This window comes from Mesorhizobium helmanticense (assembly GCF_003034915.1).
Lineage (GTDB): Bacteria > Pseudomonadota > Alphaproteobacteria > Rhizobiales > Rhizobiaceae > Mesorhizobium > Mesorhizobium helmanticense.
On record NZ_PZJX01000055.1, the window covers coordinates 1 to 14,923 of the forward strand.

Annotated in this window: 14 protein-coding genes; 1 reads left to right on the top strand and 13 read right to left on the bottom strand. The window is 63.9% G+C overall.

Translation table 11 applies throughout. The features are described 5' to 3' along the window. Positions 1-150 precede the first annotated feature (150 nt). The 11 genes from C9427_RS29120 to C9427_RS29175 all read right to left on the bottom strand — a co-directional run bounded on the left by C9427_RS29120 (position 151) and on the right by C9427_RS29175 (position 12,282). Positions 151-681 (bottom strand): NADH-quinone oxidoreductase subunit B family protein, encoded by a 531-nt coding sequence (locus tag C9427_RS29120; RefSeq protein ID WP_107652489.1) that lies wholly within the window; start codon positions 679-681, stop codon positions 151-153. A gap of 75 nt (positions 682-756) precedes the next feature. Beyond that, the gene (locus C9427_RS29125; RefSeq protein ID WP_107652498.1) at positions 757-2,268 is read right to left on the bottom strand and encodes a hydrogenase large subunit; all 1,512 of its coding nucleotides are present in this window, start codon (positions 2,266-2,268) and stop codon (positions 757-759) included. Positions 2,269-2,288: 20 nt separating this feature from the next. Beyond that, positions 2,289-3,740: a hydrogenase 4 subunit F gene (locus C9427_RS29130; protein WP_107652490.1), complete on the bottom strand. Its 1,452-nt coding sequence runs from the start codon at positions 3,738-3,740 to the stop codon at positions 2,289-2,291. Next, a complete protein-coding gene (locus C9427_RS29135; protein ID WP_107652491.1) occupies positions 3,737-4,399 on the bottom strand; it encodes a hydrogenase-4 component E in 663 nt (220 codons plus the stop codon). Before C9427_RS29135 ends, C9427_RS29130 begins: the two co-directional genes overlap by 4 nt. Continuing rightward, positions 4,399-5,355, bottom strand: a complete 957-nt coding sequence (locus tag C9427_RS29140; protein ID WP_107652492.1) for a respiratory chain complex I subunit 1 family protein — start codon at positions 5,353-5,355, stop codon at positions 4,399-4,401. The genes C9427_RS29135 and C9427_RS29140 overlap by 1 nt, the downstream gene beginning before the upstream one ends. Continuing rightward, the gene (gene hyfB / locus C9427_RS29145; RefSeq protein ID WP_425351690.1) at positions 5,346-7,364 is read right to left on the bottom strand and encodes a hydrogenase 4 subunit B; all 2,019 of its coding nucleotides are present in this window, start codon (positions 7,362-7,364) and stop codon (positions 5,346-5,348) included. Before hyfB ends, C9427_RS29140 begins: the two co-directional genes overlap by 10 nt. After that, on the bottom strand, positions 7,361-7,672 hold the full coding sequence (locus C9427_RS29150) for a helix-turn-helix domain-containing protein (RefSeq protein WP_107652500.1): 312 nt from the start codon (positions 7,670-7,672) through the stop codon (positions 7,361-7,363). The genes hyfB and C9427_RS29150 overlap by 4 nt, the downstream gene beginning before the upstream one ends. A 189-nt stretch (positions 7,673-7,861) precedes the next feature. Then, positions 7,862-8,170 carry a UBP-type zinc finger domain-containing protein gene (locus C9427_RS29155; protein WP_107652493.1) on the bottom strand — a complete coding sequence of 103 codons (309 nt, stop codon included), beginning with the start codon at positions 8,168-8,170 and terminating at the stop codon, positions 7,862-7,864. Between the two features lie 147 nt (positions 8,171-8,317). Continuing rightward, entirely contained in the window at positions 8,318-9,961 is a 1,644-nt protein-coding gene (locus tag C9427_RS29160) for an FAD-dependent oxidoreductase (RefSeq protein ID WP_107652501.1), read from the bottom strand. Between the two features lie 377 nt (positions 9,962-10,338). After that, positions 10,339-11,094, bottom strand: coding sequence for an IclR family transcriptional regulator domain-containing protein (locus C9427_RS29170; protein ID WP_107652502.1), 756 nt, complete (start codon positions 11,092-11,094; stop codon positions 10,339-10,341). Positions 11,095-11,340: 246 nt separating this feature from the next. Further along, on the bottom strand, positions 11,341-12,282 hold the full coding sequence (locus tag C9427_RS29175) for a dihydrodipicolinate synthase family protein (RefSeq protein WP_167434525.1): 942 nt from the start codon (positions 12,280-12,282) through the stop codon (positions 11,341-11,343). Between the two features lie 217 nt (positions 12,283-12,499). Between C9427_RS29175 and C9427_RS29180 the strand changes: the two genes are divergently transcribed. After that, positions 12,500-13,639, top strand: coding sequence for an NAD(P)/FAD-dependent oxidoreductase (locus tag C9427_RS29180; protein ID WP_107652495.1), 1,140 nt, complete (start codon positions 12,500-12,502; stop codon positions 13,637-13,639). Positions 13,640-13,642: 3 nt separating this feature from the next. Here the strand turns inward: C9427_RS29180 and C9427_RS29185 are convergent, their stop codons facing one another. Together C9427_RS29185 and C9427_RS29190 are read right to left on the bottom strand one after the other, a co-directional pair. After that, positions 13,643-14,380 carry an amino acid ABC transporter ATP-binding protein gene (locus C9427_RS29185; RefSeq protein ID WP_107652496.1) on the bottom strand — a complete coding sequence of 246 codons (738 nt, stop codon included), beginning with the start codon at positions 14,378-14,380 and terminating at the stop codon, positions 13,643-13,645. Continuing rightward, positions 14,292-14,923 (bottom strand): amino acid ABC transporter permease (locus C9427_RS29190; protein WP_107652497.1); only part of this gene is annotated, 632 nt, incomplete at its 5' end. The genes C9427_RS29185 and C9427_RS29190, both read right to left, overlap by 89 nt.

Sequence of the window (14,923 nt, forward strand, 5' to 3'; positions counted from 1 at the left end):
CAGCAGCCAGCCGGTTCGGATCGCCTGGCGCTCCTGAATACTTCTTCGGCTGTTCTCTCGCGGTTGCGATGGGCCGCACCGCACCAGGGCGGATGCCCGGGGCGGGCCGATACCATCGCTGTGGCCGCCGTTTGAAGTCGGAGGTCAGGTTCACCCTCGGTGATTTGCATTCACCCCTTCGAGCAAGGCGAGCAGGCCCTTCAAAATCTCGATCGGTGGCGGCGGGCAGCCGGGGAGGTGGAGATCTACGGGCAGCACCTCCGACACGCCGCCAACGACGGCGTAGCTGCCGGCGAAACAGCCGCCGTTCCTGGCGCAATCACCGAGCGCGACCAGCCATTTGGGGTTGGGGGTCGCGTCCCAGGTCCGCAGCAAGGCCTCGCGCATGTTCTTCGTCACCGGCCCGGTGACGAGCAGCACATCGGCGTGGCGAGGCGAGGCGACGAAGCGGATGCCGAAGCGCTCGATGTCGTAGAAGACATTGTTCAGCGCGTGCATTTCGAGTTCGCAGCCGTTGCAGGAACCGGCATCGACGGCTCGGACCGACAGGCTTCGGCCCAACCGCTTGCGGGCGGCGCCGTTGACGGCGCGGGCCAGTTCGTCGACCGCCGCATTGCTCGCCAAGGGCGGGTGCTCGGTGAGAGGGGAGCTGACCAGGCTTTCGAAGAGAAGCTTGCGCATGACAGAATGCCTTAGAGCATGGTTGGTCTGGTTCGACCATGATCTTTTCCGAACCGAAGGTTCGCGATTGCGGGTCTAGAGATCATGGCCGGAATAGGAGCAGTTAAACGACTTGTTGCAGAGCGGAAAGTCGGCGACGATGTTGCCCTCGATCGCCGTCTCGAGAAGCGGCCATTGGAACCATGAGGGGTCGCGCAGGTGGCAGCGCTCGACCATGCCGGCCTCGCCGATGCGCAGCCAGGCCAGAATGTCGCCGCGGAACCCCTCGACCACCGCCATGCCTTCCCGTGGTCCGTTCGGCCCGGCGATGTCGACATGGATCGGCCCTGCCGGCAGGCGCTCAAGGATCTGTTCCACCAGCGACAGGCTCTGCTCGACCTCGCGGATGCGTATCCAGACGCGCGCATTTACGTCGCCTTCCTGCAGCACAGGCACATCGAAGGCGAGTTCGTCGTAGGGCGGATAGCCTGGGCTGCGGCGCGCGTCGAAGTCGCGGCCCGAAGCCCGGCCGACATAGCCGCCGGCCGCATATTGCCGGGCGAGTTCCCCCTTGAGCCGACCGGTGGCGACGGTGCGGTCCTGCAGCGAGGCGGTGTTGTCGTAGAGCTCGACCAGATGAGGAAAGCGCTGTCTGATCTCGGCGACCACGGACCGGATCGCGACCGTCCCTTCTTCGCTCAGGTCGCTTGCCGCTCCGCCGGGCACGACACGGTCGCGCATCAGGCGATGGCCGAAAGCCGCGTCGCTTGCGCGCAGCACATGTTCGCGCAGCGCGCCACAATGGGCAAGCATGATCGCGAAGGCGGCATCGTTGCAGATGGCGCCTATATCGCCGAGATGGTTGGCAAGGCGCTCCAACTCGGCCATCAGCGCCCGTAGCCAGACGGCGCGCCGCGGCACGTCGACACCCAAAGCCGCTTCGGCGGCTCGGGCAAAGGCAAGCGAATAGGCCACGGTGCTGTCGCCGGAGGTCCTGCCCGCCAGTCGGGCGGCGCGATCGACAGGCGAGCCTTTCATCAGGCCTTCTATGCCCTTGTGCACATAGCCGAGACGCTCCTCCAGCCGCACGATCGTTTCGCCACTCGCGGTAAATCGAAAATGCCCCGGCTCGATGATGCCGGCATGCACGGGTCCGACCGGGATCTGGTGCAGGCTCTCACCCTCCGCGGCAAGGAAGCGGTAGGAAGACGCCGCGGCTGGGGCCTGGGGCGCCGTCGCCAGGGGATGGCTCACTCCCCATTGGCCATGGTCAAGCCAGCGACGGGTGTCCGGGAGGCCCTGTGGCGAAAGCCCGAACAGATCCGAGGCTGCACGTTCGAGCCGCAGGGCGGGTGGATGCCGCTGGCCGACCGATGGATAGCGGCCGCCAGGACATTGCAGACTGATGACGCCGATATCGCGAACCTCGTCGAGCAGCGCCATGTGGACGGTGTCCGGCTCGCCCCAAAGACCGAGCAGGCTCCAGCGGCCCTCGGCAAGCTGCTCTACCGCAAGGTTCCAGACTTTCGGGGCGACCAGTGCGCGCTTCGAGGGCGCGTGGTATTCAACAGGACGGCCGGCCTCGATGAGGTCGGTCAGCCCGGGCATCTTCCTTTTGCTCATCCGCTTCATCCCAGGATGGTCGCGACATGCTGGAACCACGCGACCAGGGGCGCCGGCAGATAGATGCCGGCGGCAAACACCAAAGCCAGGTGGGAATACATCGGCACATAGGATGCCTCGACCGGCGCAGTGCTGCCGCGCGGCTCGCCGAAGGCGACGCCTGTCAGCCGAAGCAGCAGGGCGCCGAAGGCGAGCAGAAGCCCGAACACCAACGGGATCGCCAGAAGCGGCTGTCTTGCAAATGTCGAGCTCACAATCAGGAACTCGCTCATGAAGATGCCGAGCGGCGGCAGGCCGGCAATGGCAACGACGCCGATGACGAGCGCCCAGCCAAGCCCGGGATGCGTTTCCGTCAGCCCTTTGATGTCGTCGATCTTCTGGGTGCCCTTGACCTGCGCTATGTGACCGACCGCGAAGAAAATCGCCGACTTGGTCAGGCTGTGCATGACCATGTGCAGCAGGCCGGCAAAGTTCGCCAGCGGGCCGCCCATGCCGAACGCGAACACGATGATGCCCATGTGCTCGATCGAGGAATAGGCGAACAGGCGTTTGATGTCGCGGCGGCGATAGAGCATGAAAGCCGCGAAGATGAGCGAGGTGAGCCCCATCGCGATCATCAACGGCCCCGGAGCTATCGCCTGCGGGCTTGCGGCGAGCAACATCTTGAAGCGCAGCACGGCATAGAGCGCGACGTTCAAGAGCAGGCCCGACAGCACCGCCGAAATCGGCGTCGGGCCTTCGGCATGCGCATCGGGCAGCCAGGCATGCAAGGGGGCAAGGCCGACCTTGGTACCGTAGCCGAGCAGCAGAAAGACGAAGGCGACGTTGAGCAAAGCCGGGTCGAAACGCGCCGCCTGTTCGATGAGCACCGTCCAGACCATTGCGTTGGTGCCTTCGCCGACGACCGGTTGCGCGGCCATGTAGACGAGGATGGTGCCGAACAGCGCAAGCGCGATGCCGACGCTTCCCAGGATGAAATATTTCCAGGCGGCTTCCAGCGCCTCGTGCGTGCGATAGATCCCGACCATCAGCACGGTGGTCAGCGTGGCAAGCTCCACCGCCACCCACATCAGGCCGATGTTGTTCGACACGAAGGCGAGGTTCATGCCGAACATCATGATCTGGTACATTGCGTGATAGAATCTGAGGTTCGGCGCGGTCAGCCGGCCGGTCTCCAGCTCGTGGGCGATATAGGTCGCGCTGAATATACTGGTCGTGAAGCCGACGAATGTGTTGAGCACGATGAAGACGATGTTGAGATCGTCGACCAGGAGATACTGTCCCGGCTGCGGCCGGTCGGTGACGAAAAGCGAGAGTGCCGCAAGCAAGGTCAGCAGGCTGGCGACGACATTCAGGCGCGCCGTCACCTTGTAGTTCGGCAACGCGGCCATCAGCGCTGCCGCCAAGGGCGGTATCAGCAGGATGGCGGCCACGGCGTCGAAGGAAAACGCGGTCAACGGCGTTCCCCCCTGTAGTCGTCGAGCGCGCCGACATCGACCGAATCGAACCGCTCGCGGATGCGGAACAGGAAGACACCGATGACGATGAAGGCGATCAGGATCGAGAAGGCGACGCTGATCTCGACCACCAGCGGCATGCCCTTGGCGCCGGTGGCGGCGAGCACAAGGCCGTTCTCCAGCGACATGAAGCCTACAACTTGGCTGACGGCATTCCGGCGGGTGACCATTACCAGCAGGCCAAGCAGGATGATGGACAGCGCGAAGGCCAGATCCTCGCGCGCCAGCGGGTCGGCGTCGGGGGTGACCCGCAGCATCAACACCATGGACAGCGTCACCAGGCCTATTCCGGCCAGCATGGTCGGACCGATGCCGACAGCGGTCTCGATGTCGCGGTGGATGCCGAGCCGCTGGATGATGCGGTGAAGCCCGACGGGAATGACGATCGCCTTGAACACGAGGGCGATCGCCGCGGTGACGTAGAGATGGTGAGCGTCCTGGACATAGGCCTGCCAGGCCACGGACAGAGCAAGCACGACAGCGTGGAGCGCAAAGACGTTGATCAGCGCAAACAGGCGATCCTGATAGAGCATCATGAAACTGACCAGCACCAGGCCGCCGGCGAGCAGATGGGCGATATCGAAGGTGAGGCCGTTCATCAGAGGCTCCGTGAGACGAACAGCAGGAGTGTGCCGAGCAGGGCCAGCATGAGCGCCACGCCGAGGAAATCCGGGACGCGAAAGACACGCATCTTGGCGATGGCGGTCTCGAAGACGGCCAGCAGAATGCCACAGACGGCAAGCTTGCCGACATAGGTGACGGCACCCAGAAGGAGGAGTTGCGGCCTGGCCCCGGAGGTCACCAGCCCCCAGGGTATGAAAACGCATGAAACCAGCGAGACATAGAGCAGAAGCTTCAGGAAGCTGGCAAACTCGATCATCGCCAGATGGCGGCCGGAATATTCCAGGACCATCGCCTCGTGAACCATCGTGAGCTCGAGATGGGTCGCCGGGTTGTCCACCGGTATGCGGGCGTTTTCGGCGATCGCCACGATGACCAGAGCGATCAGCGACATGCCGAGCGACACCCGCAGACCGACATCCGGCGAAGCCATGAAGGCAGCGACGGTGGAGAGTTGCGTCGCGCCGGCGACGAGCGCCAGGCTGAACACGATCAAAAGCATGGCGGGCTCGGCCAGCGAAGCGATCATGACCTCGCGGCTTGCGCCGATGCCGCCAAAGCTCGTGCCGACATCCATGCCCGCCAATGCAAGGAAGAACCGGGCGCTGCCAAGCAGCGCGACAATGGCGATGAGATCGGCGGTCCAGCTGAAGGTTAGGCCGGTGGCGAATGTCGGGATGAGCGCGGCGGCGACCCAGGTGGCGGCAAAGATCAGGTAGGGGGTCACGCGAAACAGCCAGGATGCGTTGTCCGCCAGGACGACCTCCTTGCGCATCAGCCGCACGACATCGCGGTAGGGCTGGATCAGCGACGGCCCCCGGCGGCGCTGCAGTCTCGCCTTCACCTTGCGCACGAAGCCGGTCAGCAGCGGTGCCAGCAAAAGCACCAGCACCATCTGCGCGCCCTGGACGGCCAGTTCAGGGATCAGGGCCATAGCGCGAGCACCAGAAGCAAGGTGACGAGGTAGAGAAAGACCAGGGTCAGATAGCGCCGGATGGTGAGGAACTGCAGACGGTTCAGCTTCTCGCTCGCATAGCCGACCGCGCCCGCGATCGGCTGGTAAAAAGTCTCCCAGATCACATCGTGCATTTCCACGGTGAGGCGCGCCGGCCCGGTGGCGCCCGGCGGCGGCATTTCCACCTTTTCCTTGGCACGGAATGCAAATGTGCCGAAGACGCGGCGAATGGGCTGAGCGAAACTGACGGCCGTGTATTGCGCGGCCGGGGTGATATCCGGGAAGCCGCAACCCCAAGCAGGACCGCGACGCAGCGCGTGCGAGGCGAAGCGGTGGATCACGACAGCCGCGAGCGAGGCGGAGATCGTGATGAACACGAGCACCAGCAGGCCATTGTAGGAACTGCGGCTCTCGGCAATCGGCACGATCGACAACCAGGGCTGCGCCATCTGCACCGGCATGCGGTTGCCGATGAGCGACAGCGTCACCGGTGAAATTCCGTCTATGACAAGGCCCGGCAGAATGCCGGCAAGCAGACAAAGAGCCGCGAGAGCGAACATTGCCGCCAGTGAGTAGCGATCGACCTCCCGCACCTGCTCCATCGCCGCGGAGCGTGGTCGGCCGAGAAATGTGATGCCGAACGCCTTTACGAAACAGGCCGCGGCCAGCGCCGCCGAAAGTGCCAGCAGGCCACCGACCGCGGGCACCATGACCTTCAGGCCCCACTGCGGCAGGTCAGGGCTCTGCAGGATGGCCTGGAAGGCCAGCCATTCGGAAACGAAGCCGTTGAAGGGCGGAAGTGCCGAGATCGAAACGCAGCCGACGAGAAAGACAAAACTGGTCAGCGGCATGCGATGGATAAGACCGCCCAATTTCTCCATGTTGCGTTCGCCGGTTGCGGTCAGCACGGCGCCGGCGCCAAAGAACAGCAGGCTCTTGAAAAAGGAATGGTTGAGAACGTGGAAGAGTGCCGCGGTGAGCGCCAGTGCCGCGGCCGACGGCATCGCGTTGGCCTTGAAGGCGAGCGCGAGGCCAAGGCTCACGAAGATGACGCCGATGTTTTCGATGGTGCTGTAGGCGAGCAGCCGCTTGAGGTCCTTTTCCATCAAGGCGTGGAGGATGCCGAGAACCGCCGTCAGGCCGCCGAGGAAAAGCACGACGACGCCCGACCACCACGCCGGCTCGCCGAGCAGGTCGAAGATGACGCGTATGAAGCCATAGATGGCGACTTTGGTCATGACGCCGCTCATCAGCGCCGAGACGTGGCTCGGTGCGGCCGGATGAGCGAGCGGCAGCCAGACGTGCAAAGGGACAAGGCCGGCCTTGGAGCCGGCGCCGAGCAGCATCAGGGCCAGAACGGCGGCGGCGACGAACCGGGTTGGCTCGGCGGCGCGCATCGCGTCGAATGTATAGGTTCCGGCCGGTCCGGCCAGCAGGCCGAAGGCGAGCAGCAGCGCCAGCGTGCCGAAGCTCGCCATCACCAGGTAGATGTAACCTGCCCGCGTGTTATCGGGTTCGCGGTGGTGCGCCATGACGAGCGCCCACGAGGCGAGCGACATGAATTCCCAGGACAACAGGAAAGTGAAGGCATCGTCGGCCAGGACGACGAGGTTCATGCCGGCAAGGAAGGCCGGGAAGAACGGCAGCACGCGGTGCGGCGCGGACTCGTGACGGCCATAGCCAAGCCCATAGAGGCTGGCGAAGGCGCCGCCGAGGTTGACCACGACCAGGAAAAAAGCCGAGAGCGCATCCAGGCGGAAATGGGCGCCGATCCAGGGCAGGCCGAGCGGCAGCGTAACGGCCGACACGCCGGCGGGATCGCCGACCAGATGGCTTGAGACGGCCAGGAACACGAGGGCCGCGATGCCAAGGATCAGGCCGTAGACCAGTTGTGTCGCCGAATCGCGCCGGCTGACCGCTATGGCCAGCATGGCGGTTCCCAAAAGCGCGGCGACGCCCCACAGCAGAAGGGCAACGATCGAAATCACGGCAGGCTCCCGCCGGACCCGGCTTCCGTATTGTCGGCGCCGGAAATTCTGACCTGACCGGAGCCTGCTTTCAGCCGCACCCCGCGCCCGCCGACATGGCTTGTCGCACCTTCCCCGATCAACTCGATGCCGGCGGCCTCAAGCGCTGCAATCAACTTCATGAGGGAATCGACATTGCCACGGATCATCCACTCGCTGGCTTCCATGCGCTGGATTGTCGGCACCGACAGGCCGGACAATTCAGCAAGCCTGCGCTGATCGATGCCGAGCAGCGCCCTGGCGGCACGCAACTGTGGGGCGGTTATCACCAATCGCTCTTTTTTAGGACATGAACTCTACGCGCTGCAGCGTACATTAAAATGTGTCATAGTCAATAACTGATGTGTGAGCCATCTGTTTTGATGTCGACCACCACGACGGCGCACGTCCCGGGCTGGCGGCTGCTTGACGTGTCGCGCAAGAACAGACGTCCTCTTTGATGGCGTAGACTGCACCCCTCAATAAAACCTTGGGATCGGGCCGTTCTGCGGGGTGGTGCGGTCGCCGAGGTCCAGAAAGACCTCGTCGATATAGCACCAGCCCCAGCCTTCCGGCGGGTCGTAGCCTTCGATGATCGGATGGCGGGTGGCGTGGAAGTGTTTTGTGGCGTGGCGGTTGGGCGAGTCGTCGCAGCAGCCGACATGGCCGCAAGTGCGGCATAGCCGCAGATGCACCCATTGCGAACCGCTCTTCAGGCACTCCTCGCAGCCGAGTGCGCTCGGCGTCACATCCCTGATATCGCCTGCATGTCTGCATTCATCCGCCATCACAATCTCCTGACCGGTTCGGGTGCCGTGGTGCGTCGCGGGTGATACACGCAACGCGCTTCAAGTCTTTGTCTTATGCATCTCGTTGCCCCAAACCGCTGCACACCCTCGGATCAAGCCCGAAGACATGCTTTTGGGCGACATGCATTAGCCTTGCGCCAGATATGCGTGCAGTGCCGCCACCACCTGGGCGCCTTCGCCGACGGCGGCCGCAACGCGTTTGACCGAGCCGGAGCGCACGTCGCCGATAGCGAACACGCCGCTGCGGCTGGTCTCTTGCAAGGTATGCGTCGGTCCTATATCCGGCCCGGTACGAACGAAGCCCCTGGCGTCCAGCGCCACGTTGCAGTTGGCGAGCCAGTCGGTGTTCGGGTCGGCGCCGATGAACAGGAAGAGATGGCGGATCGGGTGGGTCGTCGCCACGCCGCTTTCGCGGTCGCGCCAGCGCACTGTGGCAAGATTGCCCTCGTGGCCGTCCAGCGCCTCGATCTCAGTCCCGGTCAGCACCTCGATGTTGGGCTGCGCCCGGATGCGCTCGACCAGATAGCGCGACATGCTGGCATCCAGACTGCTGCCGCGCGCCAGCAGCCACACCTTGCCGACATGGCTGGCCAGATAGACTGCCGCCTGGCCGGCCGAATTGCCGGCGCCGACCAGCGCCACTTCCTGCCCCGCGCACAACCGCGCTTCGATGGGCGAGGCCCAATAATGCACGGACGTTCCCTCGAACTCAGCCAAATTGGCGATATCGAGGCGGCGATAGCGCGCGCCGCTGGCGATCACGACGGTGCGCGCCCGCACGGTCTCGCCATCGCCGACATCAACCGTGTAACCGGTCATGCCGGCCGTACCATTCAACAGCCTGGCCTCGTCGGGTATGACCATTTCGACGCCGAACTTCTGCGCCTGGTTGTAGGCGCGCGCCATCAGCGCCATGCCCGAAATGCCGGTCGGGAAGCCGAGATAGTTCTCGATGCGCGACGACGCGCCCGCCTGTCCGCCGAAGGCACGGCAGTCGAGCACGATCGTCGACAGGCCTTCGGACGCCGCATAGACCGAAGCCGCCAGCCCCGCCGGGCCAGCGCCGACAATGGCCACGTCGTAGAGCTTGCCGGCATCGATCGGCCGCAACAGGCCGATGCAGCGGGCGAGCTCGTTCTCGCCGGGATTGTGCAGCAGCTTGCCGTTCGGACAGAGCACGATCGGCAGGTGGTGGGGATCGACCTGGAAGCGCTCGACCAGGGTTCTGGCGCATGGATCAGTCTCGGCATCGAGCGCGCGGTAGGGCTGACCGCTGCGGGCCAGGAAACCCTGCAGCCGCAAGACGTCGCCACTGTCGAGAGCACCAATGATGACCGGTCCGCTGGCGCCGCTTTCGAGCAGGCCGACACGGCGCAGGATCAACGCCCGCATGATCCGCTCGCCGAGATTGGCCTCCTGCACCATCAGATCGCGCAACCTTTGCGAGGCGATGACGAACGCCTGCACCGGCTCGATCGCCTCCGCGTTGACCAGCGAGGGGCGGGCCGAAAGCTGCGCCAGTTCGCCGACGAAGCTGCCCGCCTCGTGGGTAACGATTATCTCGCGCCGGCCGAAGCCACTCTGCGTAATGTCCACCTTGCCCGACAGGACGACGACCAAGCCCGGCGCCACGTTGCCGGCTTTGACGATGAACTCGCCCGCGGCGTAGGAACTGGCCTGCCCGAAACGGCGCATGCGCTCGATGTCGACCTCACCAAGCGTGGGGAACATCTGATCGCGGCGGGCCGTGAAGGCTGTGGATTGAGACATGGTTTCGACCGTATCGCGACGGTCGCGCAGTTTGAAGCGGTTTCTGATCGTCAAGGGCTGTGGCTCGAAACAGTCGACGATCGGAACGACATCTGATTGAAAATCTCTCTTTTGGTCGCGCTTGCAAGTTTCGGCGAAATCGCGCTGATCGGTCGGCGAAAGCGGACATGAGCTGCAGGAAAACCCGAGCACACGGCGACGACAGTTGGCCCCACCGCAATCCTCCACACCAACGCGCCGGCGCTTGCCATGAAGCTGTTGCGCGAGAGACATCCGGGGCTGGTGGTTCACCCCTGTGAGAGCTACGCCGGGCTTGCAGCGTCGCCGGCCCGACCAGTATCGGCTGATCGCGGATCAGGCTTGACGCCTGGCGCCTATCAGCCCAGCAGCTTCCTCAATTCGCCCTGCAGGATAAGCAGGCGGGGCAGTACGTCGCTGATCAACATCTCGGACGACATGCGCGAGGCCTGCACGCCGACATTGGCCGCGGCGACGACGCTGCCGCGGCTGTCGAAGATCGGCACCGCGATCGAGCGCAAGCCGATCTCGAGTTCCTCGTCCATCAGCGCATAGCCCTGGCTGCGGACACGGCCGAGTTCCTTCATCAGGTCGCCGATCCCGGTCAGGGTCTTCGGCGTCAGCTTTTCGCGTTTGGTCGCTTCCAGCCGGCGGCGGGCCTGGTCCTCGGGCAGCGCCGCCAGCAAGACACGCCCCATCGAGGCGCAATAGGCCGGCAGGCGGCTGCCGACATTCAATCCGATGAGCATGACGCGCCGCTGCGCCGAACGGGCCACATAGACGATCTCGCTGGCGTCGAGAATGGACGCCGACGAGGATTCGTGGATCGCCTCGGAGAGCTGCTCGAGATAGGGCTGGATGATGCCGGGCAAGGGCGTCGAGGACAGATAGGCATAGCCCAGCTTGAGGACGCGCGGCGTCAGTCGGAAGAACTTGCCGTCGAACTCGGCATAGCCGCCATGGACGAGCGTCAAAAGGCAACGGCGCGCCGACGCCCGTTCGAGCCCGGTCAGACGGGCGACATCGGCGATGCTGAGCTTGTGCCGCTGCTGGTCGAAGGTCTCGATCACCGACAGACCCTTGACGAAGCCGGCGATCAGATCTCCATCACGGATGCGCAGTCCCGAATCCATACACCCTCCGCCACGTGCGACATCCGAACGTACATGCGCCTATCGCCCTTGGCCAGCAGAAGGTTCGATTTAAGACTTTTTGTGCGCCATGCGGACGGATTGGGTCGAAGAGATAGGCGCGAAACGGCCTCGCCTTGGCGATCAAGGCCAGGACGGCATTGCTGTGGAGGCGATCGCCGACCTGATCGTCCGCGACCGCTCTGAGGAGGCAAATTACGATGGATATCGTCAGGCGGCCTTGGCCTGCAACCGGTCCATCAGCGCATCGAGTTCACCCATGATCGCCACCAGCTTTTCGCGCCGCGATACGCCTTCAGCGCCGAGCTCGACGAATTTCGTCAGCGGCGCGCGCACGTCGCCGACGGGGTAGCCGGCTGCCGCCGCCAGGGCCTTGGAGTAGCATTGATGGCCATAAGTCGGATGACCTTCGGCGATGATGTGGTCCATCCTGTTGATCAGGGCCTGGATGGCCTGGGCATCATCGAGGCGTCCGGCAACGAGGAAATCCCAGATGCGCGACGAGGCCCGCGGAATGTAGTTGCCATAAGGGTTCACATAGCCGACGGCGCCGAGGCGGTAGCTCTCGACGATGCGTTCGCCGGCAAAGACGTTCATCACGCCTTCGGTCAGTTCGACGATGTCGAAGACGCGGCCGACATTCATGCTTGCTTCCTTGATATAGCGCACATTCTCGAAGGCCTTGGTCAATTTGGCCACGAGCTTGGCCGGCATATCGACATTCGTCGTCACCGGATTGTTGTAGAGCATGATCGGGATGGTCACCGCTTCCGAGATGGCCTTGTAGTAGTTGAATATCTCGTCATGCGTGGGGGTATAATAGTAGGGCGGAGCGATCATCAGACCGTCGGCGCCGAGCGCCTCGGCCTCCTTGCTGTAGCGCACGGCGTTTGGCGTATAGGCATTCATCGTGCCGACCATGACCTGCATGCGGCCGGCAACATGCTTGACGGTCGCCTCCACATAACGTTGGCGCTCGTCGTCGCTGACGGTCAGGAATTCCCCCGTCGTCCCAAGGATGATAACTCCTGGCACGCCACAGGCGATCTGCCAGTCGAGAAAACGCTTGAGCGCCGCTTCGTCGATGCCACCGCCATCCGGCGTAAAGGGCGTGACGGTGACGGTGTGACTGCCGCGGAACTGCTTGGCCATGAGGGTCTTCCGAATTGGGAGGTTGAGCTGGGACGCTGACGGTTGGTACGAAAATCGGTCGATGGGCATAGGCTGAACGCGGATGGCGGCACCTCGCCGGCGGTGCGTCCAATATCAGGCTTCACAGCAAAAGGTGCGTTCACACAGCGAACGGTTGTTACTATAGCGAACGAATTAATGTAGGCAAGCAGTTCGTGATTTCTCTTGTGGGGCCTCTATGTCGGACGTGATCGTGATTGGCGGCGGGCTGACCGGATGCGCGACCGCCTATTACCTGGCCACCGATGGCGTGCCGGTCACCCTGGTCGAGCGCTCGGATCTCAACACGCTGGCTTCGGGGTCCAATGCCGGCAGCCTGCATGCGCAGATCCCGCATGATCCCTTCATCAACAAGGGCGAGGATTGGGCGCGCATTTTCTCGCCGACGATCGGCCTGCTGGCCCGCTCGATCGAAATGTGGCGCGAGCTGCCCGAGCTTCTCGGGGCCGATCTCGAGGTCTCGCTGAAAGGCGGCCTGCTGGTCGCACCCAATGCGGAGCAGATGCGCGACATCGAACGCAAGGTCGCGTTCGAGCGAGAACAGGGGCTCAAGGTCGATCTCCTTGATCGCGCCGCGCTGCACAAGCTTGCGCCCTATCTCGCCGACCATATTGTCGGCGGCGCCTTTTGTCCCGACGAGGGCAAGGCCAACCCGTTCCTGATGGCGCCAGCCTTTGCCGCGGCCGCGGAACGCGCCGGCGCCAGGATCCTGCGCCACACCGCCGTCAAGGCCATCACGCGCGAGGGTGACGGCAGCTTTGCGGTTGCGACGAACAGGGGCGTTCTGAAAGCGGCGCGCATTGTCGACGCGGCCGGCGCCGAAACCGGCGACATTGCGGCGATGCTCGGCATCGAACTCGCCGATGTCCAGGGCTTTCCGATCCAGGTCAGCGCGACCGAACAGGTCGGCGCGCTGGTGCCGCATCTCGTCTACTTCACCGGCGAAAAGCTGACGCTGAAGCAGAATGGCGCCGGCACGATCCTCATCGGCGGCGGCTGGCCGGCGCGCTACGCACGCCATGGCAACCCGGTCGCCGATCCGGACTCGTTGGCACGCAATCTCGCGGTCGCAGTCCAGGTCGTGCCGGCGCTTGCCGACATCAGAATCGTGCGCACCTGGGCCGCGATCGTCAACGGCACGGACGACTGGAAGCCGATCCTGGGCGAGATACAAGGAATGCCGGGTTTCTTCGTCAATTTCTTTCCCTGGATGGGCTTCACCGCCGGACCGATCGCGGCCCGGATCGTCGCCAGCCTGGTGCAGGGCGCGACGCCGCCGGTGGATGTCGATCTGAGGCCGTTCCTGCCCAAACAATAGGGTTCAGTGTCGAAGGATTTTGCCGACGAACTCCCTGGTGCGCGCTTCCTTCGGGCTGCCGAAGATCTCGGCCGGCGAGCCGATCTCGACGACCTGCCCCTTGTCCATCATGACGACGCGGGTCGAGACTTCGCGCACGAAGGCCATTTCGTGCGAGACGATGAGCATGGTGATGCCTTCGCTGGCCAGCGAGCGGATGGTGTCAAGCACTTCGGTGACCAGCTCGGGATCGAGCGCTGCGGTCACTTCATCGAGCAGCAGTATCTCGGGTTTCAGCGCGAGCGCCCGCGCGATCGCGACGCGTTGCTGCTGGCCGCCCGAGAGCTCGTCGGGATAGGCATGATGCTTCTCGGCCAAGCCGACCTTCAGCAGAAGGGCAGTGGCTTCGCGCTCGACATCGGCCCTGGGGCGTTTCTTGATCTTGATCGGCGCGATGGTGACGTTGCGCAGCACGTCCATGTTCTGGAACAGATTATACTGCTGGAAGACGATCGCCATGCGGTCGCGCATGGCCCGCAACTGGGCTCGCGAGCGGTAGTCGATGCGTCCGCCATCGATGCGCACCTCGCCAGCCGTCGGCGGCAAAAGCCCCATCAGCACACGCAGGAAGGTGCTCTTGCCGGAACCGGAGGGACCGATAAGGCTGATCACCTCACCCTTGTTCACCGACAGGTTCACTTTGGACAGGACCGGGACCCGTCCATACGCGCTGGATAGATTCTCTGCTTCGAGAAGTGGCAAGGCGGTTCTCCAGATAGGCGCCGAGGCGGCTGAGCGGATAGGACATCACGAAATAGCCGGCAAGGACGGTTCCGTAGACAAGAAAGGGCGAAAAGCCACGCCCGACGAACATCTTGCCGGTGAAGGCAAGCTCGACGACACCCATCTGCGAGACGAGCGCGGTGTCCTTGATGAACATCACCATGAAGGCGAAGCCCGGCGGCAGGATCACCTTCCACGCCTGCGGCAGGATGACGAGAAGCAGCGTGCGAATGAAGCCGAAATTCATGGCTTCCGCGGCTTCGCGCTGCATCTTCGGCACGGACTCCATGCCGGCGCGGATGATCTCGGACATGAAGGCCGTCGACACCATGCAGATCGAAATCAGCGCGATGGCGAACAGCGATATACCGCGGCTGACGGCCTGGATGCCGAACATGACGATGAACAGGATGACCAGGAAAGGGATGCGCCTGAAAATCTCGACATAGACGGTGACGAGAAGCCGCAACGGCAACAGCGCGCGCGCCCGCGTCGACCTTATGGCGGCGATGGCGAAGCCGA